The following is a 26,930-nucleotide window of genomic DNA, read 5'->3' on the forward strand; positions in this document are numbered from 1 at the left end:
ATTTTTCTTACGAGGCCGGTGTCCGCTGCACATGGTGCTTGCATATATCGTGCCGCAACAAATGGATGAACTCTACAAAAATGATGGGAGAGAGGAGCTGATATCCCATGCGTATTCTGCACACGGCGGATTGGCACTTCGGGCGTGCGTTGGAGGGAAGGAGCCGCTTGGAGGAACAGGCCGCCTTCGTTGACGAGCTGGTCCGTCTGACTGACGAAGAGCAAGCGGACCTCGTGTTGATTGCCGGAGATGTGTATGATTCAGTCAATCCGCCGGCTGCGGCGGAACTGTTATTTTACGAGGCGGTGGCCAGATTATCGCAGGGAGGAGAACGGCCTGTGGTCATCATCTCGGGAAATCACGATCATCCGGAGCGCGTATCAGCTTCGGCACCGCTCGTAAGCAGTCATGGAATTGCACTTGTCGGGCAACCGGGAATTGTTCCCGTCCTTGTTCCGTGTCAACGAACCGGCGAAGAAGCCGTTATTGCAGCGCTTCCGTATCCTTCCGAGTCCCGTCTCGGGGAGCTGCTGTCCGCCTGCAACGAGGAACAGGTGCTGAGAAGCGCGTACAGCGCCAGAGTCGGCCAACTCCTGTCTTTGCAGGCGCAGCATTTTCGTCCGTCTGCCATTAACCTCATCATGAGCCATCTATATGTGCTGGGCGGAGTCGAAACCGATTCAGAACGTCCGATACAAGTCGGAGGCGCCTATACGGTTGATCCAAGCGTGTTTGCTTGTCAGGAAGCTCCAGGCAACGTCCAATACGTCGCGCTCGGTCATCTGCATCGCCCCCAAGCCGTCAAAGGACCGGGCACGATCCGTTACAGCGGTTCCCCGTTAGCCTACAGCTTCTCCGAAGCGGGTCAGACCAAATCGGTCACCCTGCTTGATATTGCCCCGGGGCAAGGGGCTGTACCTGAAGAGCGTTATCTTGCGTCGGGGAAGCCCCTGGTGGAGTGGAACGCGCGTGGGGGCTATGAGGAAGTGCTGCGATGGATCGAGGAAGGACGCGATGCGAAGGCGTGGCTTGACGTAAGCATTTCTTTGACGGATGCGTTAACGATGGAGCAAATACAGAAGCTGCGCCGCGCGCATGAAGGCATTGTCCATATCCGGCCGGTATATCCGGAAATGGAGCGGATTGAGGCGGAGGAAGGCCGGAGGAGCGAGATGCCTGTGCAGGAGCTGTTCCGGCGCTTCTATGAGCGCCAGACGGGCGGGGCCCAGCCTGATGATGCCTTGGTGGAATGCTTTTTGGAATTAATCGGCGACCGGGGAGAGGAGGACGAAAGCGCATGAAGCCTATTGAGTTGAAGCTGTCTGGACTGCAAAGCTACCGCGAAGAACAGCGAATAGACTTCCAAGCGCTTTGCGAAACGGGGCTGTTCGGCATATTTGGTCCGACGGGTAGCGGAAAATCCTCGCTTCTGGACGCGATGACGCTGGCGCTGTACGGCAAGGTGGAGCGGGCGGCGAACGGCACGCAGGGCATTATGAACCAAGCGGAGGACACCTTATCCGTATCGTTCAGCTTCTCGTTGAACGGGGCGGGGGACAGCCGGACATTCCGGGTGGAACGGCGATTTAAACGAACAGGCGAGGTGACGATTGGCAATACCGTCAGCCGCTTTATCGAGGTGCTTCCCGAAGGAGAGGTCGTCCTTGCGGACAAGCTCGCCGAAGTGACCCGCTGCGTTGAACATCATATCGGGTTGAAGATGGATGATTTCACGCGGGCCGTCGTGCTGCCCCAGGGCAAATTCGCCGAATTTCTGTCTTTGAAAGGCAGTGACAGGAGGCAAATGCTGCAGCGCCTGTTCTCGTTGGAGAAATACGGGGATGAACTTGCGATTAAGCTGTCGCGCAAGGTGAAGGAGACAGAAGGAGAAGTGCGAGCCTGCAGCGCGGAGCAGCAGGGACTCGGCGATGCTTCGGAGGAAGCGGTGAAGCTGGCGGAAGAGGCGCTGCGGGAAGCGTCTGTGCTCGCGGAACGAGCCCGTGAAGCGAAGATCGCGGCCGAACGCGAATACCGGGACTTAGCCGAGAAGCGGGGCTGGATGGAAGAAAAGAACCGACTTGGCAGCCGCATGGCTCAGTTGGAATTGGAGGCGCCACGGCGCGTGCTGGAGCAAGAACAGTTGCTGAAAGCGAAGGAAGCCGAAATGCTCGCTCCCTTCCTGCTTGAAGTCCGAGAGCTTGAATCGAAGCGCCAGACTGCGGAAGCGGAACATCGTGCGGCCGATGAAGCGGCACGCCATGCGATAAGCGAGGCGGAGCGCGCCCAACTCGCGGCAGATGCGGCAATTCGCCGCAAGGAAGCGGAGGAGCCTGAATTGGTTCTCCGCTCTGAGCAGTTGCAGGAAGCGGCTCGTCTTCACGGGGAGAGCGAACGTCTTCGCAAGGAGGCGGAGGGCTGGAATGAGCGGATGGAGGAAGCGAGTGAACGCTATACCCGTGCCGCAGCCGAAGCGGAACGGGCGGAGCAGCAGCTCAAGAAAGCGCTGGAGCGCCAAGCGGAGCTGCGCGGCCTGCTCTCCTCGCACGAGAAGCCGAGCGAGGAACGAGAACTATTCCAGCAAGCGGTAACGGATTGGCAAAGACTGAGCATGCTGGAAGAGCGGTGCAAGGAACTGGAAGAAAACAAAAAGAAGCAAGCGGAGCTTGCGGCTCAAGGGGCGGCGGCTTGGAACCAATCGCTTGAGCATATCGTCATGAGCGCGCAAGAGGTGCGCAAGCAAGTGGATTCCGGAACGGAACAGTCCAGAGCTTGGCAAAGACTGCGGATTGAATTGCAAGACGAGCTGGAGCGAGTCGAGCAGATGATGGAACAGACGCGGCAAGCACAGCGGGAGCAGGAGGAGCAAGAGATTGCCGCGCGGCTAGCCGTTCACCTGCAACCGAACGCACCGTGTCCGGTCTGCGGTTCTGCAAGCCATCCGGCGCCCGCCCGCGTCCCGGTTGATGACCAAGCGGGTTCCGAGCAGGGCTGGAATGAACGCTGGTCACGCTGGGAACAAGTGAAGGACGGACTGAAAGCGATGCTGCTTACTACCGAGCATGAATGGGAACGAAGCAGAACAGACCTGAAGCAGTGGATTGAGCGGCTCCAAGACCTGTCTGTACGCGTCCGCAGCATGATACAAGAGCGATCCGGCGCATCTGGAGCGGATGACGGAGTAGGAGGCGGGGATGAGCTTGCGGCCGCCCTCGGCATTATTGTCTATCAAGAGCATACGGCAGCGGATGAAGGCGCGGAAATCGGAATGGCGAGCATCAGGGGACACTCAGCCGATGTGCAAGCTGACGCTTCCGCCTTCGGCCCGCATTCAATCGTGCAGCGGAAGCATGACGAGATGGCCGCTGCTTCGCGTAATGAAGGATTTGACCGGTTCAATGATAGGCTGCGAACGCTGACGCGGGACACTCGAGCCATGGGGCAACGGATGGAACGCATCATGCAGCAAGTATCGGACAAGCAATGGGAGCTGCAGCAGGCGTTGGCCTCGCATAAGACTTCAGCCAGCGCTTTCCGTGAAGCGGAATTGCTCTGGGATGAGGCAGAGCAGTCCCTGCGTGAGCAGCATGCGAACTGGGACAAGCAGTATCAACGATTTGGATGGCTCCAAGGGGAGATGGAACGAGCAAAAGAACAGTGGCGTGAACGGGAAGCGATTGTTGCCGACTGCCGCGTTCGCTTGGAGAAGAGCGTAGCTTACATCGAGGAGACGCAGCGACATATTCGCCGCCATGAGCAGCTGAAGCAAGCTGCAGATATGGAGCGGGTGAAAGCGAAGGCGGAGTGGAATGGCATCGTGCGAATGATCGCCGATTATGAGACTAGGCTTCGTCCCTGGTTGGGCGGACCGCCGATCGAGCAGTTGGCGGTCGAGACTTCTGCCCGTTTGACCGATATACGGCAGCGAGCGGAACGGACGAGGCAGGAGGCGAATGCCGCCCGCAATGCGAACGAAGCGGCACAGCAACGCGCGGCTTTGGCGGCTCAGGCTTGGAACGGCTTATGCGAGCGGGCCGTCATGGCCGAAGAACGATTGCAGGCTCAATTGAGCCAATCTTCCTTCATCCATACCGATGATGTGCTGGCATCAAGACACTCTTCCGAAGAGCGCAAGCGCATCGAGGCAGACTTGGAGCGTTATCACGAAGAGCTGCGTGATCTGGGCGCGCAACTGAAGCGGTTGGAGGAACGGCTTGGCGGCACGTCCGTTACAGAGGAAGAATGGCAGGCTTGCGCTGCAAGGTGGCAGCAGACTGCAGAGAGTGACGAAGCTGCCTTGGCAGCCCGTGCAAGAGCGGAACGCGACGCAGAGGAGCTGCGCAGCAAACATGAGCGCTGGGCCGCGCTTGAAGCCGAGCGCGTGCGGGGCGAGACGTATTTGGGCCGCCTGCACCAGCTGCAAAGCGTATTTCGAGGCAATGCATTTGTCGAGTTCGTAGCTGAGGAGCAGCTTATGCAAGTAAGCCGCACCGCTTCAGAGCGATTGAAAAGCTTGACCAAGCAGCGCTATGCCCTGGAAGTCGACTCAGGCGGAGGTTTCGTTATTCGCGACGACGGCAACGGCGGCATTCGCCGGCCGGTATCTACCTTGTCAGGCGGGGAGACATTTTTGACTTCGCTTGCGCTCGCATTGGCCTTGTCTGCGCAAATTCAACTGCGTGGGATGTATCCATTGGAGTTCTTCTTCTTGGATGAAGGCTTCGGAACTCTGGATCCGGAACTTCTCGATACGGTCGTGACCTCCTTGGAGAAGCTTCATACGGACCGCTTGTCGGTAGGTGTCATCAGTCACGTTCCGGAGCTGCGCGCGCGATTGCCGCGCAAATTGGAGGTTATGCCTGCCGAGCAGGCCGGAAGAGGATCCCGAATCGTATTGAAGTGAATTGATGTGGTGTGAAATATATCACAGTTACAGTTTCAATGCGCTGTTATAATACAGATAGCCGACATCAATCTTTTATAAACACCTCGGTGACCGTATTGCTTCTGCAAGCATCTGCAGGCATGCAGCCAGGCAGTTGACTGCTTGCAGGCGCAGTACGTTCACAGCGTATAATGCGCTGCCCGCTTTTTAGCGGGGTACGAGGTGTTCTTTTTTTTGCCCGTTTATATGCGAAGCATGCATTGGAACTGCGGCGATTCTTATATCAAATCTTATGTCCTTCATGCACGCTTTCGCCCATAGGCGAATATCATGACTGTATCTCAAGCGATTGCAGAAAGTGGGAGACGTCTATGGAGAAGAAGAAAACCGGCGTTAAGCCGGCACCAACGACAGCGGTGCCCATCCCTGTCGGAACTTCAACCCCGCCTACGGCTGGCGCGACCGTTCAAAAGGAATCGATGCACGAGCTGTGTCGCAAGCATATGCATCGTTATGTGAAAGTGCAGACGGTGGAAGGGTGCGTATATCAAGGAATTATCGAATGCGTGGACGGCGATCATCTGTATTTGGCCGTTCCGATGGGTTGCTGGCCTGTGCCTAATATGGCCCGTTCAGTAACGCCTTACGGGTACTATCCTTATGCAGGCACTCCTTACGCGCTGCCGCCGTATATCGATCCGGCATATCCGGGGTATTATCCGGGCTATTACTATCCATACGGCTACGGCCGCCGCTTCCATCGATTGCTGCTGCCATTGGCGGCGCTAACCGCCTTGGCGTTAATTCCTTATTATTAAGGTGCCCGCAGCTCTGCGCTTCCGCTTAATCCGGAGGGCGGAGCTTACATATCAGTGCGGCGGCAATGAAGTGAGCCAAGACGAGATGATGTCAACCGTTTCACGAATTTGGCTATCGTCGGAAATGCTGGCCGCATAGTCGTGTTTTTGATTGCCGTAATCCCCGAACTGGGCATGGTTAGCTCCCTGAATGACGTGCTCGGTTAGATTTTCCGGAAGATACTTTTTATTTCTGATGTACCGCTCCAAATCTAACACGCCGTCCTTCGAACCATAAACAGATAGTACCGGAATATTGGAATTGGAAATATCGCTGTTTGCATATGACGCTAATAAGATGATGCCATGCACGGAATCCGGGTGTTTTTTCGCAAACTCCACCCCGGCTGTGCCTCCTAAGGAATGTCCTCCGATGATCGTTCTCACTTGCCGGGCAAGCGTATCTATCTTCGGGAGGACTCGTTCTGCCCCGTCGCTGTCCAAGACGGCCAGATTGAGCGGCATCTTCAAAATGTATGTGTTGATTTTGCGCTCGGCCAACCCGCGCGCCAGTACGGCATAGCTGTTGGGCTCGACAAGTCCGCCAGGATATAGGATGAAGTTAGCGAGCGGTGTCCCGGCAGTCTCGAACGCGAACACGCCATTTTCCGAATATACTTTAACATTCTCGTTCGAAATCGATGCTTGCTCCGCTTTGGATCCGGCGGGATAGGGGCGAAGAAATCCGTATATGCCGGCGGCAACCGCAATGGCAAGCGCGATGACGGCCCATAATATCCATCTTCTATTCTTTCGTGGCGTGCGCAATTCTTTCGCAGATGACACTTCTATGCCCTCCTTCGTATTGGACGAGCCTCTTCTTTTTGATATGATAACGGTATACGAACAGAAATGTATACTGATTATGATAAAGTTAAAGGAGGAAAGTCCAATGGACTGTATTTTTTGCAAAATTATCGAAGGAACCATTCCTTCCAAAAAAGTGTACGAGAATGAATCCGTAGTCGCTTTCCACGACATCACTCCACAGGCTCCTGTACATATTCTTATCATTCCCAAGAAACATATTGCAACTATGAATGATGCCGAGAGCGAAGACTTTGCCCTGATCGGCGAGATGCACCGTGCGGCCCAACAGGTGGCGCGTGAGCTCGGCATTGCGGATACGGGATACCGCCTTATCAACAATTGCGGAAAAGACAGCGGACAGGAAGTGTTTCACATTCATTACCATCTGCTTGGCGGTGAACCGCTAGGAGCTTTGGTGGGACGAAAAGCATAGCAGTTACTGCTCACCTGCGGAAGGAGTTATTCGGAAGGTGCGTTCAAAGCGTAAATGTTGACAGAATGCTCCCTCAAGGTTGACACTGACTTTTGCAATCACATATAATGTAGTTTGATGAACCGTGTTTGTTGTTCTTGGACGGTCTGGTCGGAGGGAGGGAAAACTGGTGTCTGAAACGAAAGTTCGCAAAAACGAGACAATCGATGCTGCACTTCGTCGCTTTAAGCGCTCCATCGCGAAAGATGGCGTATTGGCTGAAGTTAAAAAGCGTAAGCACTATGAAAAGCCAAGCGTCAAGCGCAAGAAAAAGTCCGAGGCTGCCCGCAAGAGAAAGTTTTAGGAGGATTACGCACCAATGGATCTTAGCCAAAGATTGAACGAAGATATGAAGCAAGCGATGAAGAGTCAAGACAAGTTCAAACTCTCCACCATCCGAATGGTACGTTCGGCGATCAAGAATGTTGAGATAGATGAAAAGAGAACTTTGAATGACGATGAAGTGCTTGAGATTCTAGGTCGTGAGATCAAACAGCGGAAAGATGCCCTCCAAGAGTTCGAGAAAGCAGGTCGAGGCGATTTAGCGGATAAACTAAGAACGGAAATTGACATTTTGACGCATTACCTTCCTGCTCAGCTTTCCGAAGAAGAGATAAAAGTGATCGTTCAAGAGACCATCCAAGAGACCGGTGCTTCTTCGAAAGCCGACATGGGGAAATTGATGGGTGCCCTCATGCCTAAGGTGAAGGGGCGCGCCGACGGCAAACTAGTCAATACGATAGTTCAACAGTATCTGCAATAAGGATCTCTTGACAACCTATCGACTTAAAACGTAAAAGCACTCCTTGATTACAAGGAGTGCTTTTTCTATTGTTCCGAAGTTGTGAAACGCAAACGACTAAAATTACGTATAATAGCATATACCAACAAGTGAATAGGAAGGGGGGACGTAAAATCTTATGCGAAAGAAAGAGATGCTCGCAAGAGGGTTGAAATGCACCGCATGGATGTTATCGTTAGGTCTTTTCTTCAGCTTAATGTTTGCGTTCGTTCCGCTATCCCATGCGGAGACTAGCGATTCGGCCAATTCTTCGCGCAATGTTGCAGTTATTCCGTTAATCGGGAATGTGGATCCGGTGATGAAGTCATTTATGTTTCGCGCGTTGGACGAAGCGGAAGCGTTGAATCCCGCTGCGATTATCATCGAGATGGACACTCCTGGCGGAAGAGTCGATATTGCGCAGGAGTTGAGTCAACGCATCATCGGAAGTCCGGCCCGCACGGTCGTGCTGGTGCGGGGGAAAGCGGCGTCGGCAGGCAGCTTCCTGGCGATGAGCGCTAACGAGATTGCGATGACGCCGGGAAGCGCCATTGGTTCAGCCGCGCTAGTCGACGGCACCCATAAGTATGTCGACGATCCGAAGCTGGTGGCATTATGGATAAGCGAAATGGTATCGGTAGCGGACAAAAATGGGCGTGACGCCAATATTGCAAGAGCGATGGCGGATCTGCAAGCTAAGATTGAACTTCCCGAGCTTGGCCGGACGAAAAATCCGGGAGAGGTGTTATCGCTCAGCGTGGCTGAGGCAAAGAAAGCAGGATATGCGGAATATGAAGCTAACTCTGTTCAGGATTTAATTTCCAAATTGAAGCTGTCTGATGCTCACATCGAGCGGATTGATCAGACGACAGCCGAACGGATAGCGGCATATCTCGTTCATCCGGCGGTAGCGACACTGCTCTTGTTCCTCGGCATTGCCGGGGTGGCGATTGAGTTGTTCGTTCCTGGCTTTGGCGTTCCAGGCATATTGGGGATTTTAGGTTTCGGATTGTACTTCTTTGGCCATTATATTTCAGGCCTTGCGGGGGTGGAAACCATCGTATTATTCATTGCAGGTCTAGTGTTGCTCGCTCTGGAACTGTTCATTCCTAGCTTCGGCATATTGGGGATATTAGGCTCAATCAGCATGATTGCCGGTGTTGTCCGTGCCGCATACGATACGTCGAATGCGTTCTTGTCGCTTGGCATCGCTTTCACGGCTGCACTCATTGTCATTATTATCGTGATAAGAGTGTTTAAGCATCGCGGAATATGGAATCGATTCATCCTGAAAGATGCTCTCACCACAGAAGAAGGATATGTATCCAATGCCAACCAGACGGCGATACTCGGCAAAATAGGGCGTGCGCTGACTCCGCTGCGGCCGGCAGGCACGATACTCATCGACGACAACAAATTCGATGTCGTTACCGACGGCACCTTCGTCAGCCGCGATGAGCTGGTCGAAGTCATTCAAGTGGAAGGATCGCGCATTGTTGTTCGGCCTCACAATGGGAATTGATTGACCATTGCGATGTTTCATATTATCGTTTTAATAGCGAGTGCAATAAGAAATTTTTTAAATAAGAGGTAATACTGTAAGTCACATAGATTAATAAATGGAGGTTGTGCCACGTATGGAACCAGGATTGATAACTACGCTGCTTATCGGGGCGGTCATTTTGATTGTTCTAAGCGTATTCTTCAGCTTTTTCCCAGTCATGCTCTGGATATCAGCAATCGCTTCCGGAGTCCGCATCAGCATCATTACGCTCGTGGCGATGCGTTTGCGCCGGGTAACGCCGAGCCGTATCGTCAACCCGATGATCAAGGCGACGAAAGCAGGATTAGGCCTGTCAATTAACCAATTGGAAAGTCACTTCTTGGCTGGGGGTAATGTCGACCGTGTCGTCAATGCTCTCATCGCAGCTCAACGTGCAAACATTCACTTGGAGTTCGAGCGTGCGGCAGCGATTGATCTTGCTGGTCGTGACGTGCTGCAAGCCGTTCAGATGAGTGTTAACCCGCGTGTCATCGAAACGCCGATTGTTGCGGCAATGGCGAAGGATGGCATCGAAGTGAAGGTTCGCGCGCGCGTAACCGTTCGCGCGAATATCGAGCGCTTGGTCGGGGGTGCCGGTGAAGAAACGATCATCGCCCGCGTCGGGGAAGGTATCGTAACGACCGTCGGCTCCAGCGCCTCGCACAAGGACGTTTTGGAGAACCCTGATCTTATTTCTCGTACTGTATTGGGCAAAGGGCTTGACGCAGGAACTGCATTTGAAATTCTGTCTATTGATATTGCTGACGTAGATGTAGGCAAGAACATCGGGGCGCACCTGCAAACCGAGCAAGCGGAAGCCGACAAGCGCATTGCGCAAGCGAAGGCAGAGGAACGCCGCGCAATGGCTGTCGCTCAGGAACAAGAGATGAAAGCCCGCGTCGTCGAGATGAGAGCGCGCGTTGTGGAATCCGAATCGCAGGTGCCGCTCGCCATGGCAGAAGCGCTAAGCAATGGCAAGCTTGGCGTCATGGATTACATGAATCTGAAAAATATCGAAGCGGATACGCATATGCGCGGGTCGCTCGGCAAGATGTCCGACGGCGGACGCGATAATAACAAATCGGAAAGCTAGGCGATAAGCCATGAATATCATTGAGAAACTCATTGATTTTGTCATGAGTAATCCGTTGATTGCCATCGTCATTATCGGAGCTCTGTTCTCTGCTATGGGGAAGGGCCAAAAGAAAGACGGGACCAACCGCATGCCGGATTTCGGCGGCAGCGGTCAGGTGGGGACTGCCGGGCAAGCGGAATCCCGCCGTTACGATGATGAGGACGACGAAGTGGAAGCCCCGGTATATATGGATAGCAAGGGACGCACGGATCATTCACGCGAGGGCGCGGATAGGGAAGATGCCGGCGCATGGGCAGACGATCGGATGGCGGAGATGGAGCACCAGCTTGCCGCCATTGAGCGCACGACGCGGCAAATGTCCGCCGGGACATCTGCTTCGCTGCATGGACGAAGCAATTCCCGCTCGGCAGCCTCCTCGTCAATTACAGACAATGAGATTGGCGGCTCGTCCGACTTCATTAACCCGGAAGATGCGCTGAAAGGCGTGGCATGGGCAGAAATACTCGGCCCTCCACGCGCGAAGCGTCCATACGGGGGACGTTCCTGAAGCATAATCAATCGTGTTGAAAAATAGAGCTTTGGCTCTTGCGATAGAACACTGTCCACAGTGCGTCTATTGCGAGCCGAGGCTCTTTTTTGTTTGGGTCATTCGGATCTTCCTGCTTCATAATCACGAGCCTGTGAGCATAAATTGTACAGTACGGGAAGGGGGCCTATCGCAAAATGAGTCGCATTGCCCGCAAACTGCGCCAATGGTCGGCGAACTGGTTCGATTTGCCGCAAGATATTGTAATGGATACGCCCCGATTATCGATGATCGGCAATCGGCATCTTGTGGTTGAAAATCATCGCGGAATTCTTCATTTTTCCAATGATCATATTCGGCTGGCCTTAGTGACCGGTGAGTTGGAGATATACGGAAGCGAGCTTGTCATTCGGACCATTTGGACGGAGGAAATCCGCATCGAAGGGTTCGTTCGCGATATTAAATATCATGGAACGGGGGAATTGACGTGAAAGCACCATCTTTAGCGCGAGTGCGCGGATATGTTCGAGTTCGTGCGCGCGGCAAAAATATTGAAACCTTCATAAATGCTGCCGCGTCTAAACAATTAAGGGTGTGGGATGTAAAAGTGACCACGCCTGGAGTCATGGAGTTTCACGTGCTTATCGCTGATTTTTTCCGCCTGCGTCCGCTTTTAAAACAGACAGGCTGTCGCGTTCATGTAAAGGAACGCTTCGGGATCCCGTTTGCGATGAAACGGATAAGGCGCCGCAAGTTTTTTGTGCTCGGCGCGTTTCTTTTTCTGTTCGGATTGTACATGCTCTCCTCCCTCGTATGGACGATTGATGTCAAAGGCAATGAGCGCATTCCAACCGAGGATGTGCTCTCCGCCGCCAGACAGCAAGGAATTTATCCGTTTCAATGGACGTTCCGCCTTCGCGATCCCGATATGATGTCGAAAGGTATGACTTCCCAGTTGAAGGGGGTTTCTTGGATCGGGGTTCATCGGGAAGGGACGAAGGTATCCATCGAAGTGGTCGAATCGATTACTCCAGATACAAGGCAGCTTGTCAATCCAAGACATCTTGTCGCGAAAACGGATGCCGTCATCACGCATATTATAGCGGATCAGGGCCGGCCGGTCGTGAAGCAGAACATGCGGGTGAAGAAAGGCGCCGTGCTCATTTCGGGAAGCCTCGGAACTCCGGATGCGCCGTTGACGGTGGCGGCCAGAGGGGACGTGCGCGGTCTCGTCTGGCATGAGTATCACATCGTATCGCCGCTCGTCAGCAAGCAGAAGGTATATACCGGAGAGCAGAAAGAAATTACATATTTTGTCGCCGGAGACCGCAGACTCAAAGTTGCTGGATACGGGGACATTCCTTATGCGCACTTTGAGACGATTCAGGATGTCAGCAGAATGAAATGGAGAGAATTAACATTCCCAATCGGCTGGTTAAAAGAGACTGTAATGGAAGTTCAATATGTGTCGGAAGAACGCAGCGCCGAGGAAGCATATGAAGCCGGACTGATGCAGGCGCGCGCTGACGTAATCGCAAAAAACGGACCGGAAGCGCGCATTCAAACGGAAAAAATTTTGCATCGGAAGGCGGACAATGGTAAAGTGGACTTGAAGGTGCTTTTTGAAGTGGAACAATCTATAGCGGAAGAACTTCCGCTTGTTCACCAGTTTGAACCCCATTCTGAATCGAACTCGGAATGAATGTTGAACCAAAATCACAAGGACACTGAATGTTAAGGAGACTGAGGTTTTTGTCGCAACAACAGACTGTCAAAATATCACTGCAAAACGCCGCTGAAGGACTTGCTCTTTTTGGACCTCAGGATAGGCATTTGAGACTTATCCTGGACCGTACAGATGCGCGTGTCATGTCTCGGGAAGCGGAGCTCGTCATTGCCGGCGAATCGGTCGAGGTAGAGAGACTGCAACAGCTCTTTAATGTGCTGCTGCAATTGATTCGCGGCAATATCATACTATCAGAGCGCGATATATTGTATGCGCTCGACTTGGCTCAAGAGTGGAAGGTTGAAGAACTGCTCGATTTATTTAAAGGTGAAATCGCCGTCACGTATCGGGGCAAGCCGATCCGTGTCAAGACCATTGGACAACGGCATTATGTATCGACCATTAAAAAAAGAGATATTGTGTTCGGCGTGGGACCCGCCGGCACAGGGAAGACGTATTTGGCTGTCGTATTAGCCGTCTCCGCACTGAAGGAAGGTTCCGTCAAGCGAATCGTGCTAACACGGCCTGCAGTCGAGGCAGGCGAGAATTTGGGGTTCCTTCCAGGGGACCTGCAAGAAAAGGTTGACCCTTATTTACGTCCGCTATACGATGCGCTCTATGACGTCATGGGACTTGAGCAAGTGGGGAAGGCGCTTGAACGCGGCCTCATTGAGATTGCGCCGCTCGCTTATATGCGCGGACGCACACTTGATGATGCGTTCATTATTTTGGACGAAGCGCAAAATACGACGCCAGAGCAGATGAAGATGTTTTTGACACGACTCGGATTCGGATCGAAGATGGTCATAACGGGAGACATCACACAGATTGATTTGCCGCGGGGCAAACGCTCAGGATTAGTGGAAGCCGGTCAAATTTTGCGGGATATTGAGGAAATCGGATTCGTGCATTTTGCCGAGCAGGATGTCGTTCGTCATTCCTTAGTACAGAAGATTATTACGGCTTACCAGAAGGAAAGCGAAAACCAAGGATAGAGAGGGTTGTTCTCTATGCTAAAGACAATTCGTTCCGGCAACGGAAGCAATTCGCGCCAAGTGAATATGGCAGGTTGGAAGTACAGCGTCGGCGTGCGCTTTCTTCTGTTTTTGTTTTTAACGTTACTGTTTTATTTTAGTTTGGCGCCAAGCATTTTGCCTGAGAAATTCGATATAGAAGTGAATGTGAAGAGCGAGAAGGATATTGTCGCTCCGATTCAGATTCCGGATAAGAAAGCGACATTGAAGGCGCAGGAGCAAGCGGCCGAACGTGTCCAGCCCATATATCAGATTATTTCTCTCAAGAATGAACGGCTCGTGGATAAAATATTTGACCGCATCGAGCAATTGAACTCGGATGATCTGATTTCGTATTCACAGAAGGTGGAGCTCTATCGCAGCGTCGTTCCTGAGATGGTGAACGAGCATATCCGCCAGTTCATAACGATGAGCCGCAATGCCAGCACCTATACGAATGTTATGCTCGATGAGATGAGCAAACGTATCGAGGAACAGAAGTACCCTATCCCGGAAGAAACCTTCATCAAGATGGCCCGGCTGTCGAAGGAAGATATTACGGAAATGAAGCCGGTAGCCCGCGAATTGGTCTCGAAGCTGATGATCGATCCGGTGCCGGAGGCCGCCATTGGGAGAGCGAAGGTTCCGGAATACGTCAATGCCAGTTCGCTGAACAAGCGATCGGCGCGTGAAGTGGTGCAGGAGCTCGTTCGTCTGTCCCTGACGCCGAACAAGTTCTATGATGACGACGCGACGAAGGAAGCAAAGGTTCAGGCCCGGGAAAATACGCCTCCGGTGTTTATCAAGCAGGGGGATATTTTCGTCAAAAAGGGTGAAGTCATTACCCAAGAAATGTACGAGCTGTTGAAGGAGAACGATTTGCTGAAGTCAGAGGTCAATTATTGGCCGCAGTTCGGACTGCTCCTGCTGTCGGCGTTGTTCTCGCTCGTTCTGTTCATGTTTATGCGCCAGGGCAGCCACACGCATTTCAAATTCAACAACGTGCAGCTGCTGATGCTGGTGCTTATCTTTGCGATTAGCATCATTGCGATCCTTATTATCGGCTATGCCCAGACGGAGGATGCCGCCTATATCGGCTTTGTCGCTCCGGTTGCAATGGGCGTAATCCTTATTACGCTATTGATTGATTTGCCGCTTGCTTATATGTGCGCCGTTGTACTAAGCATATTAACGAGCATTATTTTAAATACGCAGCAAGGCACTGTTTTCGACTTCCACTTTGGATTTTTTGCCTTGGTCACATCATATGCGGCTATTTTTGCGACACATCGTGCCAGCCAACGTTCGACGATTTTGAAGGCGGGAATTATGGTGTGCATCTTTGGCAGCTTGACGGTGCTCGTGCTCGGGATGCTCGGTGGAGATCCGTTCAATAATCGCGACCTGATGCTTGCAGTTGCATTCGCTTTTGCAAGCGGTCTGCTGACGGCCGTTTTGGTGCTCGGTTTGATGCCGTTCTTTGAAGTGACGTTTGGCATTTTGTCCGCCCTTAAGCTCGTGGAGCTCTCAAACCCGAACCATCCGCTCTTGCGCAAGCTATTGACGGAGACGCCGGGAACGTATCATCACAGCGTGATGGTCGGGAACTTGGCCGAGCAGGCGGCAGAAGCGATAGGAGCAAACGGCCTGCTCTGCCGCGTCGGTGCTTTCTATCATGACATCGGCAAGACGAAGCGGCCGAGCTATTTTATTGAAAATCAGACCAATATGGACAATCCGCATGACTTTATCGATCCGAAGCTGAGCACCTCCATAATCGTGGCGCATGCGCGAGACGGCGCGGAAATGTTGAAGGATTATAAGCTGCCGAAGCCGATCCGTGATATTGCCGAGCAGCATCACGGCACGACGTTCCTTAAATTCTTCTATTACAAAGCTTTGAAGCTTGCGGAAGAGCAAGGGATAGAGCCGGATTTCACGGAAGATGATTTCCGTTATCCGGGACCCAAGGCGCAATCCAAAGAAGCTGCGGTCGTCGGTATCGCCGACTGTGTGGAAGCGGCGGTGCGATCGCTTCGCCATCCGACGGTTGAACAGATTGAATCAATGATACAGAAGATTATTAAAGATCGGCTTGACGATAACCAATTCAATGAATGCGATTTGACGCTGCGCGAACTTGACATCGTCGGGCAGTCGCTTAAAGAAACGGTGATGGGAATCTTCCATTCGCGGATTGAATATCCGGATGATGCAAAGCTGAAGCAGAAGGAAGAGCAATCCGCGGAAGACAAAAAGCAGGTTGCGGAAGCGGGCTACAATGATAGCGGAGCGACTTCCTCCACAGCCGATTCCAAGTCAAAATCCGAGTCTTAATTGTTGTATAAGGAGCGACCCGAAGCCATGAGTATGAAGCTTGAATGGAATGATGATCAGGAAGTTTATCCGATAGCGACTTCGTTAATCGAGCTGCTTGAACGTATTTTGCAAGAAGCGGCTCAGATGGAGGACGTTACGGAAGGGGAAGTGGCATTGACATTTGTCGACGACCAACAAATTCACGAGTTGAATCGCGAATACCGCGGCATAGACCGTCCGACAGATGTTTTGTCCTTTGCGCTCCATGAATCGACGGATGAAGAACTGGACATTCTATACGAAGTGGAAGATGAAGGCGAACTGGAATCGATGAGTGATTTGCTTGGAGATATTATCATTTCCACGGAACGCGCGCGTGCGCAAGCTGACGATTACGGCCATTCGCTTGAGCGTGAGATCGGATTTCTGTTCGTGCACGGTTTTTTGCACCTGCTAGGCTACGATCATCAAGATGAAGCAAGCGAGCGCGTCATGATGGACAAGCAGGAAGCCGTATTGGCTCGAATCGGGCTGAGCCGCTGATGAAGCGCCCATGGAGCGATACGTTCCGGGTGGCGATTTCAGGCATACTTCATGCTTTCCGCACGGAGCGTAATATGCGTGTGCACGGTGCGGTGACGATACTCGTAATCGCCATGGGGATAGGATTCGGCATTTCGGTTTCCGATTGGCTGTGGATCGGGTTGGCCATTACGCTGGTTTTTACGGCCGAGTTGTTGAACACAGCCGTGGAAGCAGCTGTTGACTTAAGCATGCCAAGCAAGCATCCTATCGCCAAAATCGCGAAAGATACCGCCGCAGGAGCAGTGTTCGTAACGGCGGTTTTTGCCGTTATCGTCGGTGCGGTTATCTTTTTTTATCCTGTTGTCAATTTGTTCTGGTAGATACAGGAGGTTGTCAGTCGATGAATGGAGAACAATTGTTGCGCGAAGCGCAGCGGGCTCGTGAACGGGCGTATACGCCTTATTCCCACTTTAAAGTGGGTGCGGCATTGTTGGATGAGCATGATCGCATACATTATGGGTGCAACGTAGAAAATGCAGCTTACGGCCCGACGAACTGTGCGGAACGGACTGCTTTATTCCGTGCCATCGCAGATGGATGCGCTCCGCGCTCATTCAAGGCGATTGCTGTCATCGGAGATACGGAACAGCCAATTACCCCCTGCGGCGTGTGCAGGCAGGTGCTGATTGAGTTATGCGGGCCATCCATGCCCGTATATATGGGATCGATGAATGGTTCGTGGTCGGAGACAACAGTGGCAGCTTTGCTCCCGGGTGCCTTTGACGTAGGCAGCTTGGACAGTTCTCCGTCAAGAGCCGCGTATAAGAGCGAGTAAACAGCAAGCGGCGTCCATGGTCGTTCTCGATGAACTCGAAACGGCAGGACGCCGCTTATATATAGTTTGAGATTAAAAGGGAATTTGCTAGGAGGAGAAATAACGTTGACGTTTCATAACAAATCCAATGCTTTTCATTCAGGATTCGTGGCAATTGTAGGCCGGCCTAACGTGGGCAAGTCAACACTCATGAATCATGTCATCGGACAGAAAATTGCCATTATGTCCGATAAGCCGCAGACGACCCGCAATAAAATCCATGGCGTGTACACCAAAGAAAACACGCAGATCGTATTTCTGGATACGCCGGGAATTCATAAACGAAAATCGAAGCTCGGCGATTATATGAATCAAGTCGCCTTGAATACGTTGAACGAAGTAGAAGCCGTTCTATTCTTGGTCGATGTATCAACCGGGCTTGGCAGCGGTGATAAATATGTAATTGAGCAATTGAAAAAAGTAAAAACTCCTGTCATACTCGTGATGAACAAAATTGATCAGGTACACCCAGAGTCGCTTCCGCCGCTCATATTGGAGTATAATGAGCTGCATGAATTTGCAGAGATTGTGCCGATTTCCGCGTTGGCTGGCAATAACGTCAATCGGCTGCTTGATGTGCTGGAGCAATATATACCGGAGGGGCCCCAATATTATCCGGATGATCAGATTACGGACCATCCCGAGCAATTTGTGGTTGCAGAATTAATCCGGGAAAAGATTCTTCATTTGACAAGAGAAGAAATTCCGCATTCCATTGCGGTAACGATCGAAGATATGCGTGTGCAGGAGAACGGTGTCGTCTATATTTCCGCCGTCATCTTTGTGGAACGCGATTCCCAAAAAGGAATTGTAATCGGGAAGCAAGGAGCGCTGCTGAAAGAAATCGGGAAGCTGGCAAGAAAAGATATCGAAAATTTGCTCGGTTCAAAGACGTATATGGAACTATGGGTTAAGGTGAAAAAGGACTGGCGCAATCAAGATCGGATTTTGCGCGATCTCGGATTCCGCCATGATTCGTAAGGCTAATGGCAGGAATTGATTCGTGATTGGATACGTAAGTTCGCGCTCCAAATTTTGCAATGGATATTCCCTTGCCAACAGCACAACCTATTGATGACGCATAGTCATTTCCGACGAAAGGGGATTTACGGATGCGTGATTTTTCGTGGAACGTATTTGCCATGACAGGGGATGTTGATGCTTACTTACTTTATAAGCAAGCGGGGATGGTAACCGAAGTTGAGGAGACTGCGGCAGAAATAGGAACAGGAATGTCTGCAGAGCAATCGGCGGAATAATTATGATTATGCAAAAGTGAGAGTTCAAAAAGGCGGCTTTTCAGCACCGAGAAGATTGCGAGAGCTCGAAGAATAGGCGGAGTGTAGGCAAGACTACATGAACGCCTGAAATGTTTCCGCAGGAAACATACTTGAGAGTGAATGCAAGATTCAACGAGATAATCTGCGAAATCATCTTCGTGATCAAAAGAGGCCCTTTTTGAACAAACGCTAAAAGTCGCATGGGAGGCCGAGCGTGTTATATCGGGTCGAGGGGATAGTCATCCGCAGCATGGACTATGGGGAAGGAAATAAAATTATTACGCTGTGCACCAAATCTCATGGCAAAGCAGGCGTGCTCGTGCGCGGCGCGAAGAAGGTGCGCAGCCGGCATGCTGCGGCGACGCAATTGTTTACATTTGGGGAGTATGTCTTCTTTCGCGGGATGGGACATATCGGAACGCTTAACGCTTGTGAAATTATTGAAGGCCATCATACGCTGCGGGAGCGATTGCATCTCGCAGCGTATGCATCCTATGTAGCGGAGCTGGTAGATAAAGCGCTGCATGATGAGGAAGCCGGCGGTGTCATGTTCGATCAGCTTCTCGCCTATTTGCGCGCCTTGGACGAAGGTAAGGACGCGCAAGTGACGACACATTTGTTCGAAATGAAGTTGCTGCAGCGTACAGGAGTCGCTCCCGAACTGCATGCTTGCGTCGTGTGCGGACGGGAAGACGGGATCGCAGGGTTTGGCTGGAGGCTCGGCGGAGCCATCTGTCAACGCTGCAAGCCGAAAGAACATGCCAACTTTATTGCGAATCCCGGTATCCTTGCACTGCTGCAGCGTTTTGAACAGACCGACCTGCGCAGGCTCGGCAATGTAACATTGAAGCCGGACACCAAGCTGCAGCTGCGGGCATGCATGAGAGGGTATATGGATACTCATGTCGGCGTACGGTTGAAGTCACTGCAGTTTTTGGAACAGATGGAGAAGTACGACTTGGCTGATCTTGACGGGTAAGTTCCGTTATTGATATAATTGATGAAGTTAGCTTTATATGCTTGCGTTGAAGAAGAAAGTAATTCGCCATGGCTTCGAACTAAGCGATTCGGGGATAGTGCAAGCCCGAACGAGCGGACGAATGAAACGGCACTTTGGAGCAAGCTTGAATCGAGAAAGTGGATCGGATTAAGCTCGGCACATGAATATGGATATTGCTTGCAATGTTCCTGTTCGGCTGCAGACGATTTGATCAAGTAGGGTGGAACCGCGGGATACTTAACTCTCGTCCCTACGTCTGGTATCAGACGTAGGGACGAGAGTTTTTTTGCTTCTCCACCCTTTTGATCACGAAGCATCTCAAGATGTGAAGTTTTCTCGCGAAAACTTATGCTTCTCGGTGCTGAAAAGGGCTTTTTGAATACGAATTATGTGCAAGGGAGTGTATATGGCTATGAATTTTCAACAAATGATTTTAACTTTGCAAAATTTCTGGGCCGAACAGAATTGCATCATCGTCCAACCGTATGATGTCGAAAAAGGTGCGGGAACGATGAATCCAATGACGTTCTTGCGTTCAATCGGACCAGAGCCATGGAACGTGGCTTATGTGGAACCGTCCCGCCGTCCGGCTGACGGCCGTTATGGCGAGAACCCGAACCGGCTGTATCAGCATCACCAATTTCAAGTCATTTTGAAGCCTTCCCCGGATAATATTCAGGAATTGTATCTGGAAAGCTTAAAACGGCTTGGCATCGACCCATTACTGCATGATATCCGCTTCGTGGAAGATAACTGGGAAGCGCCTACGCTTGGCGCTTGGGGGCTCGGATGGGAAGTATGGTTGGATGGAATGGAAATTACGCAATTCACTTATTTCCAACAAGTCGGCGGCATTGATGCGAACCCCGTTGCAGTCGAAATTACGTACGGTCTGGAGCGGTTAGCTTCTTACATTCAAGACAAAGAGAATGTATTCGATTTGGAATGGGTGGACGGCGTAACTTATGGCGACGTGTTCCATCAACCTGAATATGAGCATTCGAAATATACGTTCGAGGTAAGCGATACGGCGATGCTGTTCAAGCTGTTCGATATGTACGAGCAGGAAGCGAATCGGGCCATGGAGCAGCACTTGGTGTTCCCGGCATATGATTATGTGCTGAAATGTTCCCATGCTTTCAACCTTCTTGATGCGCGCGGTGCCATAAGCGTCACCGAGCGCACCGGATATATTACGCGCGTGCGCAACCTGGCGCGTCAAGTGGCGGCTACGTATTTGGAAGAACGGGAGAAGCTCGGTTTCCCGCTCTTGAAGAAAGGAGAGGAACGTAATGCCTAAGCATTTGTTGTTGGAGCTTGGTCTGGAGGAAGTGCCTGCTCGCTTTATGCGCGGCGCCATGGGCCAGCTGAGAGAGCGCCTAGAGCGCTGGTTGACGGACTCCCGTATTGCATACGGTGAGGTTCAAGCGTTCGCTACGCCAAGACGGCTAGCCGTACTCGTTCATGATGTAGCGGATAAACAGACGGATATTCATGAAGAAGTGAAGGGGCCGGCGAAGAAGATCGCCCTCGATGAAAATGGCGCTTGGACGAAAGCCGCATTGGGATTTGCGCGCGGTCAAGGAGTGGAGCCAGAACAGTTCTTTTTCAAGGAATTGAACGGGGTTGAATATATTTACGCCAACAAGAGCAGTATCGGAACCGATACGGCCGCGGTTCTCGTGGAAGGGCTGACATCGATCATTCATTCGATGACCTTCCCGAAAAATATGCGTTGGGGCGCGAATGAAATGCGCTTCGTGCGTCCGATCCGTTGGATCGTTGCTCTGCACGGAACCGACATCATTCCGCTTGAAATCGAAGGCGTACAAGCGCAGAAGGTATCCCGTGGACATCGCTTCTTGGGCGGTGATGCCGTCATTGAAGAGCCGGCGCAATACGTGGAACGTCTGCGCGAGCAATTCGTTATCGTTGATGTTAGTGAACGCGAGACGGAGATTACGCGTCAAATCGAAGCGCTTGCCGCGGAGAAAAACTGGAATATCGCAGTCAAGGACGATCTGTTGGAAGAGGTTCTCTTCTTGGTGGAATATCCGACTGTTCTGTTCGGAGCGTTCGAACCGTCTTTCTTGAGCATTCCGCAGGATGTGCTTATTACGTCGATGCGTGAGCATCAACGTTACTTCCCGGTACTGAATGCAGAAGGACAATTGATGCCTTACTTCGTCACTGTGCGCAATGGCGACAGCAAAGGGCTCGATATGGTGGCGAAAGGGAATGAGAAGGTTTTGCGCGCCCGCTTGTCCGACGCGAAATTTTTCTATCAGGAAGATCAGAAGCTTAAAATTATCGATTGTGTGCAGAAGCTGGATTCCATCGTGTTTCACGAGGAGCTTGGCACGATCGGCGATAAAGTGCGCCGGATTCACGCTATCGCTGATGCGTTGGCACTGGCTGTGCAGTCCGATCGGCAAACCGCATTGTGGGTAAGCCGCGCCGCAGATATTTGCAAGTTCGATCTAGTGACCCAAATGGTGTATGAATTCCCTGAGCTTCAGGGCGTTATGGGAGAAGATTATGCTCGCAAAGCAGGTGAGCCGGATGAAGTGGCGCATGCGATTAACGAGCACTACAAGCCGCGCTTTGCAGGGGATCCGGCACCGGAATCGCTGGTCGGCTCCATTATAAGCATGGCTGATAAATTGGATACGCTCGTCGGCTGCTTCGGCATCGGCATTATTCCGACCGGTTCCCAAGATCCTTACGGACTTCGGCGCCAGGCGACAGGTATTGTGCAAATATTGCTGGAGCGCGAGCTTCCGCTTACGCTTCATACGATGTTCAACATTGCGCTCGACGTCTATGATCGAGTGCAGGTTCTAAAACGAGACTGTGAGGACATTCGCAAAGATCTGTATGACTTCTTCGGTTTGCGCGTGAAGAACGTGTTGTCGGAGTCCGTACGTTATGACGTAGTCGATGCGATTATGGCATCAGGTTACGATGACGTAAAATTGACCGTAGCCCGTGGAGAAGCTTTGATGCAGGCCGTAACGGACGAATCGTTCAAGCTGACCGTCGAATCGTTCAATCGGGTATGCAATTTGGCCTCGAAAGCAGCTTCAACCGTTGTTGACGAGTCGAAGTTCCAGCAGGAAGAGGAACGTATGCTCTATGTCCGCTGGACGGAGGTTCATCAAGCCTTTAATGATTACTATTCAGAGCCGGCAGATGCGTTAGCCGCGCTCGGACAATTAAAGGAAGCCATTCATTCGTTCTTCGATAACGTGATGGTTATGGCCGAAGATGACACGGTACGTGCGAACCGATTGGCGCTATTGAAGAATATTGCGGGTGACATTCATCGCTTTGCGGATTTCTCTAAATTGGTGTGGGCATAAGTTCGGAAATTCAAGCATAGTGCGGCGCTGACTATGGAATATGACGCAATTCCAGAGACGATGGAACATGAAGAAGACAACTCTCTTCGACATGTTCCTTCCTTTTTGACTATAAATCGACAAGAAACGATTGAATGTTTATGAAATCATGCGCTGGCTAGCAGGAATTTTAAATGTTGCAGCGTATATAATATAAACGGTGGAAATAATGAGCATGAATTAGCTTTCTGACGCTTTTACGAAAATGGTGAATTTCATTGACTTCTAAACTTCGAATTGTAGTTGACGCTGATGCTTGTCCCGTTAAAAACGAAATCATTGCCGTCGCTTTGGAGATGGGGGCCGGGGTCATGTTTGTCGCCTCATATGCGGCCTTCGCTCCGGACTGGCAGCTTGCGAATCATGATATTCATACCATATTTGTGGATCAGGCGTTTCAAGCGGCGGACATTTATATTGCCAACGCAGCGCGGTCAGGAGACGTAGTCGTAACGAATGACTACGGATTGGCCGCGCTCTGTTTGCCGAGAGGGGCATATGTTATTACGCCGCGCGGCGGGGAATTGACGAGCGACAACGTGGATGAGTATTTATCGAGACGCCACATCTCCAGCAAGTCGCGCCGTGCAGGGATTCGAACGAAGGGGCCTCGTGCCATGAGTGAAAGCGACCGAGAAAATTTCCAACATAAACTGACAAAACTTTTGCGGTATGAGCAGGAGAAACTGTCACCATAGCGAAGTAGTATACGTGTTTAGATGAAGGTGGTTGGACGATGAGCGGATACGGACTAATTCCTGATGAAGTAAGGGATGAAGTATTAAAGCGCAACGATATTGTGGATATCGTCGGCCAATATGTTCATTTATCGAAGCACGGTAAATATTTGAAAGGGCTGTGCCCGTTTCACTCGGAGAAGACTCCCTCGTTTACCGTTACTCCCGAGAAGCAAATCTTCCATTGTTACGGTTGCGGCAAGAGCGGGACGGTCATTCAATTCATGATGGGGATTGAAGGTTACTCCTATCCCGAAGCGATGAAGCATTTGGCGGAATTATCACATATTCCGATTACATGGGGTACAGGAACCGTAACTGAGCGCAATCCGCATAATGAAGCGAAGGACTCTCTTATAAAGGCGCATGAGTTGGCTGCCAAGCTGTATCATTATATATTAATGAACACTTCCCACGGTCAAGAGGCGCTTCTTTACCTGCGCGGTCGAGGCATTAATGACAAATTAATCGAACAGTTCCAAATCGGGTATGCGCCTCCGCAGTGGGATACACTCGTGCAGCTGTTGGAAAAAAGGGAATTCGATCTCTCCCTGATGGAGAAGGGCGGCTTGGTGTCCGCAAGACATAACGGCAGCGGGTATGTTGATCGTTTTCGCGATCGCATTATGTTCCCGATATGGGACCGCAATGGACATGCTGTTGCATTTGCGGGCCGGATAATGGGCGACGGACAGCCCAAATATTTGAACTCTCCGGAGACGATGCTGTTCAATAAATCGAAGCTGCTATACAATATGCATCAAGCGAGAACTCACATTAAGCGCACCGGACAAATCATTTTGTTCGAAGGGTATGCGGATGTAATTCAAGCTTGGGACGCAGAAGTATGCAACGGCATTGCAACGATGGGAACGGCGCTTACCGGAGACCAGGTCACATTGATGAAACGGATGGCCGACAACGTAACATTATGCTATGACGGCGATGATGCCGGTCAAGCCGCTGCCCTTAAGGCGATACCGCTGTTCGAAGAAGCCGGTATGCATGTGGCGGTGGCAATGCTGCCCGACCGGATGGACCCGGATGATTATTTGAAAACGCATGGAGCAGAACGGTTCAGGCATGCGATAATCGCCGCTGCTATCACGCCCACCAAATTCAAGCTTATATCTTTGCGTCGTAATCATATACTGCTAGAAGATGATGGAAAAAGGCGCTTCAAAGATGAAGCGATGGACGTCATCGCCAGGGTTGCTTCCCCTGTCGAACGGGAGATGCATCTGAAGGAGCTGGCGCTGCAGCTTGATTTGCCGGGAGAATCCGCGCTTGTTTCGTTAAAGCAAGAATGTGCTAACATTCGCCAGAAACTGCAAAAAAAGAACGGACACGGGGATAATCATGACAATTGGTGGAATAATGTTAGGAATGATAATCGAAGTATTGCCCCGCCTACGTTAAGACCTGCTTATGTATATGCAGAGCGCAGCTTGTTGGCGTTAATGTTTCAAGATGTAGAGGTCTCTAATTACGTGGAGCGGAATCTCGGCGAACAATTCAATGTAGATGATCATGCGGCACTTGCCGCTTATCTATATGCCTATTATGCGCAAGGCAAGGAACCCGATTTCAGTCGGTACTTGGCAACATTGCAAGATGATCGCTTGGAGAAGGCAGCCGCTTCCATATCGATGGCAGAGGTGTCCCTTCGTTACGATACAGAGCTGTTAGATGATTATATCGATCAAATTCTTAAAGTACCCAGACAGCGTGAAATCGAGCGTAAAAAAGAAGAGATGGTGCAGGCGGAACGTTCCGGCCAAGTCTTACGCGCGGCACAAATTGCACAAGAAATTATAGCCCTAGAGCAAGAACTGAAGCGTTAGCAGGAGGAGGATTCTAGGGAGGAGGGAGTCGGAAAATGGCGAATGATCAACATACTGGACTAGACACGGAAACAGCTTTGGAGCATGTGAAGGACCAGTTGATTGAACTCGGTAAAAAGCGTGGAACGCTTACCTACAAAGAGATTGCCGAGAAAATGTCGACGTTTGAGCAAGACCCGGAGCAGATGGATGAGTTCTATGAGCAGCTCTCTGATTTGGGGATTGAAGTGGTAAACGAAACGGATGACGGGATGGGCAATCGCGCGAGCGGGGAACGTGAACACGACGAACAAGATGATTTTCACTTTGATGATGACTTGTCTTTGCCCCCGGGCATCAAAATTAATGACCCTGTCCGGATGTACTTGAAAGAGATCGGCCGTGTTCCGCTCTTATCGGCAGAAGAAGAGATTGAACTTGCCAAGCGAATCGAGCAAGGGGACGAAGAAGCTAAAAAGCGTTTGACTGAAGCCAACTTGCGGCTCGTCGTCAGCATCGCGAAACGCTATGTCGGTCGCGGCATGCTGTTCTTGGATTTGATTCAAGAGGGCAATATGGGTCTTATTAAAGCGGTAGAGAAATTCGATCATAGCAAAGGCTACAAATTCAGCACGTATGCAACATGGTGGATTCGTCAAGCAATTACGCGGGCCATTGCAGATCAAGCGCGTACGATTCGAATTCCGGTGCACATGGTCGAAACGATCAACAAGTTGGTCCGTGTCTCCCGTCAATTGCTGCAAGAGCTGGGGCGTGAGCCGACACCAGAAGAGATTGCGGAAGAGATGGAGCTCAGCGTTGAGAAGGTGCGCGAAATAATGAAAATTGCACAAGAGCCGGTCTCCTTGGAAACACCGATTGGGGAAGAAGATGATTCGCACTTAGGGGATTTCATCGAGGATCAAGAGGCGCTGGCTCCGGCTGACGCAGCCGCTTACGAACTGTTGAAGGAACAGCTTGAGGACGTATTGGATACGTTGACGGAACGTGAGGAGAATGTGCTTCGTCTGCGCTTTGGTCTGGATGACGGCCGTACTCGCACCCTCGAAGAGGTTGGCAAAGTGTTCGGCGTCACGCGCGAGCGGATTCGTCAAATTGAAGCGAAGGCTCTTCGTAAGCTGCGCCACCCAAGCCGCAGCAAACGCTTAAAAGATTTCCTTGAATAAAACTTTCGACGGACCTTCTGACGCGCATGTGCGCGCTGAGGGTCTTTTGATTACCACTAAGGAATATATAAGCTCAGT

25 protein-coding genes are annotated in these 26,930 nt (G+C 51.4%); 24 read left to right on the forward strand and 1 reads right to left on the reverse strand.

Features of this window, described 5'->3' with window-relative positions; translation table 11 throughout:
- Window positions 1–107: 107 nt before the first annotated feature.
- From JSQ80_RS19225 to JSQ80_RS19235, 3 genes are all read left to right on the forward strand, one after another.
- Complete coding sequence (locus tag JSQ80_RS19225) at window positions 108–1,301, forward strand: exonuclease SbcCD subunit D (RefSeq protein WP_206096359.1); 1,194 nt, start codon at window positions 108–110, stop codon at window positions 1,299–1,301.
- On the forward strand, window positions 1,298–4,900 hold the full coding sequence (locus tag JSQ80_RS19230; protein ID WP_206096360.1) for an AAA family ATPase: 3,603 nt from the start codon (window positions 1,298–1,300) through the stop codon (window positions 4,898–4,900). Before JSQ80_RS19225 ends, JSQ80_RS19230 begins: the two co-directional genes overlap by 4 nt.
- A gap of 353 nt (window positions 4,901–5,253) precedes the next feature.
- Window positions 5,254–5,700 carry a hypothetical protein gene (locus JSQ80_RS19235; protein WP_240463725.1) on the forward strand — a complete coding sequence of 149 codons (447 nt, stop codon included), beginning with the start codon at window positions 5,254–5,256 and terminating at the stop codon, window positions 5,698–5,700.
- A 51-nt stretch (window positions 5,701–5,751) separates the two neighbouring features.
- On the opposite strand, the gene JSQ80_RS19240 is transcribed toward JSQ80_RS19235, so the two are convergent.
- Complete coding sequence (locus JSQ80_RS19240; RefSeq protein ID WP_336245794.1) at window positions 5,752–6,525, reverse strand: alpha/beta hydrolase; 774 nt, start codon at window positions 6,523–6,525, stop codon at window positions 5,752–5,754.
- A 106-nt stretch (window positions 6,526–6,631) separates the two neighbouring features.
- On the opposite strand from JSQ80_RS19240, the gene JSQ80_RS19245 reads away from it, so the two are divergent.
- From JSQ80_RS19245 to rpoD, 21 genes are all read left to right on the forward strand, one after another.
- Window positions 6,632–6,982 (forward strand): histidine triad nucleotide-binding protein, encoded by a 351-nt coding sequence (locus JSQ80_RS19245; RefSeq protein ID WP_087433058.1) that lies wholly within the window; start codon window positions 6,632–6,634, stop codon window positions 6,980–6,982.
- 169 nt (window positions 6,983–7,151) lie between these two features.
- Window positions 7,152–7,325 (forward strand): 30S ribosomal protein S21, encoded by a 174-nt coding sequence (rpsU, locus tag JSQ80_RS19250; protein WP_005547957.1) that lies wholly within the window; start codon window positions 7,152–7,154, stop codon window positions 7,323–7,325.
- A gap of 15 nt (window positions 7,326–7,340) precedes the next feature.
- Window positions 7,341–7,784, forward strand: a complete 444-nt coding sequence (locus tag JSQ80_RS19255; RefSeq protein WP_019422501.1) for a GatB/YqeY domain-containing protein — start codon at window positions 7,341–7,343, stop codon at window positions 7,782–7,784.
- A gap of 157 nt (window positions 7,785–7,941) precedes the next feature.
- Complete coding sequence (locus tag JSQ80_RS19260; protein ID WP_087432580.1) at window positions 7,942–9,324, forward strand: NfeD family protein; 1,383 nt, start codon at window positions 7,942–7,944, stop codon at window positions 9,322–9,324.
- A 115-nt stretch (window positions 9,325–9,439) separates the two neighbouring features.
- A complete protein-coding gene (gene floA, locus JSQ80_RS19265) occupies window positions 9,440–10,438 on the forward strand; it encodes a flotillin-like protein FloA (RefSeq protein WP_087432581.1) in 999 nt (332 codons plus the stop codon).
- 10 nt (window positions 10,439–10,448) lie between these two features.
- Window positions 10,449–10,988, forward strand: a complete 540-nt coding sequence (locus JSQ80_RS19270) for a hypothetical protein (RefSeq protein WP_206096362.1) — start codon at window positions 10,449–10,451, stop codon at window positions 10,986–10,988.
- A 176-nt stretch (window positions 10,989–11,164) separates the two neighbouring features.
- The gene (gene yqfC, locus JSQ80_RS19275) at window positions 11,165–11,458 is read left to right on the forward strand and encodes a sporulation protein YqfC (protein WP_087432583.1); all 294 of its coding nucleotides are present in this window, start codon (window positions 11,165–11,167) and stop codon (window positions 11,456–11,458) included.
- Window positions 11,455–12,669 carry a sporulation protein YqfD gene (gene yqfD / locus JSQ80_RS19280; protein WP_206096363.1) on the forward strand — a complete coding sequence of 405 codons (1,215 nt, stop codon included), beginning with the start codon at window positions 11,455–11,457 and terminating at the stop codon, window positions 12,667–12,669. Before yqfC ends, yqfD begins: the two co-directional genes overlap by 4 nt.
- A 29-nt stretch (window positions 12,670–12,698) precedes the next feature.
- Complete coding sequence (locus JSQ80_RS19285; protein WP_411829567.1) at window positions 12,699–13,688, forward strand: PhoH family protein; 990 nt, start codon at window positions 12,699–12,701, stop codon at window positions 13,686–13,688.
- Between the two features lie 15 nt (window positions 13,689–13,703).
- Complete coding sequence (locus JSQ80_RS19290) at window positions 13,704–16,043, forward strand: HD family phosphohydrolase (protein WP_206096364.1); 2,340 nt, start codon at window positions 13,704–13,706, stop codon at window positions 16,041–16,043.
- A 27-nt stretch (window positions 16,044–16,070) separates the two neighbouring features.
- Entirely contained in the window at window positions 16,071–16,568 is a 498-nt protein-coding gene (ybeY, locus tag JSQ80_RS19295) for an rRNA maturation RNase YbeY (RefSeq protein ID WP_206096365.1), read from the forward strand.
- Complete coding sequence (locus JSQ80_RS19300) at window positions 16,568–16,930, forward strand: diacylglycerol kinase family protein (protein WP_087432588.1); 363 nt, start codon at window positions 16,568–16,570, stop codon at window positions 16,928–16,930. Before ybeY ends, JSQ80_RS19300 begins: the two co-directional genes overlap by 1 nt.
- Before the next feature lie 20 nt (window positions 16,931–16,950).
- Entirely contained in the window at window positions 16,951–17,385 is a 435-nt protein-coding gene (gene cdd, locus JSQ80_RS19305; protein ID WP_087432589.1) for a cytidine deaminase, read from the forward strand.
- Window positions 17,386–17,490: 105 nt separating this feature from the next.
- Window positions 17,491–18,405, forward strand: coding sequence for a GTPase Era (era, locus tag JSQ80_RS19310; RefSeq protein ID WP_087432590.1), 915 nt, complete (start codon window positions 17,491–17,493; stop codon window positions 18,403–18,405).
- Between the two features lie 131 nt (window positions 18,406–18,536).
- Window positions 18,537–18,683, forward strand: a complete 147-nt coding sequence (locus JSQ80_RS19315) for a YqzL family protein (protein ID WP_087432591.1) — start codon at window positions 18,537–18,539, stop codon at window positions 18,681–18,683.
- A 235-nt stretch (window positions 18,684–18,918) separates the two neighbouring features.
- The gene (gene recO / locus JSQ80_RS19320; protein ID WP_087432592.1) at window positions 18,919–19,683 is read left to right on the forward strand and encodes a DNA repair protein RecO; all 765 of its coding nucleotides are present in this window, start codon (window positions 18,919–18,921) and stop codon (window positions 19,681–19,683) included.
- Between the two features lie 433 nt (window positions 19,684–20,116).
- A complete protein-coding gene (glyQ, locus tag JSQ80_RS19325) occupies window positions 20,117–21,004 on the forward strand; it encodes a glycine--tRNA ligase subunit alpha (protein ID WP_087432593.1) in 888 nt (295 codons plus the stop codon).
- Window positions 20,997–23,066 carry a glycine--tRNA ligase subunit beta gene (glyS, locus tag JSQ80_RS19330; protein ID WP_206096366.1) on the forward strand — a complete coding sequence of 690 codons (2,070 nt, stop codon included), beginning with the start codon at window positions 20,997–20,999 and terminating at the stop codon, window positions 23,064–23,066. The genes glyQ and glyS overlap by 8 nt, the downstream gene beginning before the upstream one ends.
- A 257-nt stretch (window positions 23,067–23,323) precedes the next feature.
- Complete coding sequence (locus tag JSQ80_RS19335) at window positions 23,324–23,803, forward strand: YaiI/YqxD family protein (protein ID WP_206096367.1); 480 nt, start codon at window positions 23,324–23,326, stop codon at window positions 23,801–23,803.
- Window positions 23,804–23,841: 38 nt separating this feature from the next.
- The gene (gene dnaG, locus JSQ80_RS19340; RefSeq protein ID WP_206096368.1) at window positions 23,842–25,686 is read left to right on the forward strand and encodes a DNA primase; all 1,845 of its coding nucleotides are present in this window, start codon (window positions 23,842–23,844) and stop codon (window positions 25,684–25,686) included.
- A gap of 35 nt (window positions 25,687–25,721) precedes the next feature.
- A complete protein-coding gene (rpoD, locus tag JSQ80_RS19345) occupies window positions 25,722–26,852 on the forward strand; it encodes an RNA polymerase sigma factor RpoD (RefSeq protein WP_087432597.1) in 1,131 nt (376 codons plus the stop codon).
- Window positions 26,853–26,930: the final 78 nt, after the last annotated feature.

The organism is Paenibacillus apiarius (assembly GCF_017052585.1).
Taxonomy (GTDB): Bacteria; Bacillota; Bacilli; order Paenibacillales; family Paenibacillaceae; genus Paenibacillus_B; species Paenibacillus_B apiarius.

Bases quoted from the DNA above. Each gene is read 5' to 3' on its own strand.
- JSQ80_RS19225 (WP_206096359.1), top strand. From the start codon at position 108: ATGCGTATTCTGCACACGGCGGATTGGCACTTCGGGCGTGCGTTGGAG.
- JSQ80_RS19230 (WP_206096360.1), top strand. From the start codon at position 1,298: ATGAAGCCTATTGAGTTGAAGCTGTCTGGACTGCAAAGCTACCGCGAA.
- JSQ80_RS19235 (WP_240463725.1), top strand. From the start codon at position 5,254: ATGGAGAAGAAGAAAACCGGCGTTAAGCCGGCACCAACGACAGCGGTG.
- JSQ80_RS19245 (WP_087433058.1), top strand. From the start codon at position 6,632: ATGGACTGTATTTTTTGCAAAATTATCGAAGGAACCATTCCTTCCAAA.
- JSQ80_RS19255 (WP_019422501.1), top strand. From the start codon at position 7,341: ATGGATCTTAGCCAAAGATTGAACGAAGATATGAAGCAAGCGATGAAG.
- JSQ80_RS19260 (WP_087432580.1), top strand. From the start codon at position 7,942: ATGCGAAAGAAAGAGATGCTCGCAAGAGGGTTGAAATGCACCGCATGG.
- floA (WP_087432581.1), top strand. From the start codon at position 9,440: ATGGAACCAGGATTGATAACTACGCTGCTTATCGGGGCGGTCATTTTG.
- JSQ80_RS19270 (WP_206096362.1), top strand. From the start codon at position 10,449: ATGAATATCATTGAGAAACTCATTGATTTTGTCATGAGTAATCCGTTG.
- yqfC (WP_087432583.1), top strand. From the start codon at position 11,165: ATGAGTCGCATTGCCCGCAAACTGCGCCAATGGTCGGCGAACTGGTTC.
- JSQ80_RS19285 (WP_411829567.1), top strand. From the start codon at position 12,699: ATGTTAAGGAGACTGAGGTTTTTGTCGCAACAACAGACTGTCAAAATA.
- JSQ80_RS19290 (WP_206096364.1), top strand. From the start codon at position 13,704: ATGCTAAAGACAATTCGTTCCGGCAACGGAAGCAATTCGCGCCAAGTG.
- ybeY (WP_206096365.1), top strand. From the start codon at position 16,071: ATGAGTATGAAGCTTGAATGGAATGATGATCAGGAAGTTTATCCGATA.
- JSQ80_RS19300 (WP_087432588.1), top strand. From the start codon at position 16,568: ATGAAGCGCCCATGGAGCGATACGTTCCGGGTGGCGATTTCAGGCATA.
- cdd (WP_087432589.1), top strand. From the start codon at position 16,951: ATGAATGGAGAACAATTGTTGCGCGAAGCGCAGCGGGCTCGTGAACGG.
- JSQ80_RS19315 (WP_087432591.1), top strand. From the start codon at position 18,537: ATGCGTGATTTTTCGTGGAACGTATTTGCCATGACAGGGGATGTTGAT.
- glyQ (WP_087432593.1), top strand. From the start codon at position 20,117: ATGAATTTTCAACAAATGATTTTAACTTTGCAAAATTTCTGGGCCGAA.
- glyS (WP_206096366.1), top strand. From the start codon at position 20,997: ATGCCTAAGCATTTGTTGTTGGAGCTTGGTCTGGAGGAAGTGCCTGCT.
- dnaG (WP_206096368.1), top strand. From the start codon at position 23,842: ATGAGCGGATACGGACTAATTCCTGATGAAGTAAGGGATGAAGTATTA.
- rpoD (WP_087432597.1), top strand. From the start codon at position 25,722: ATGGCGAATGATCAACATACTGGACTAGACACGGAAACAGCTTTGGAG.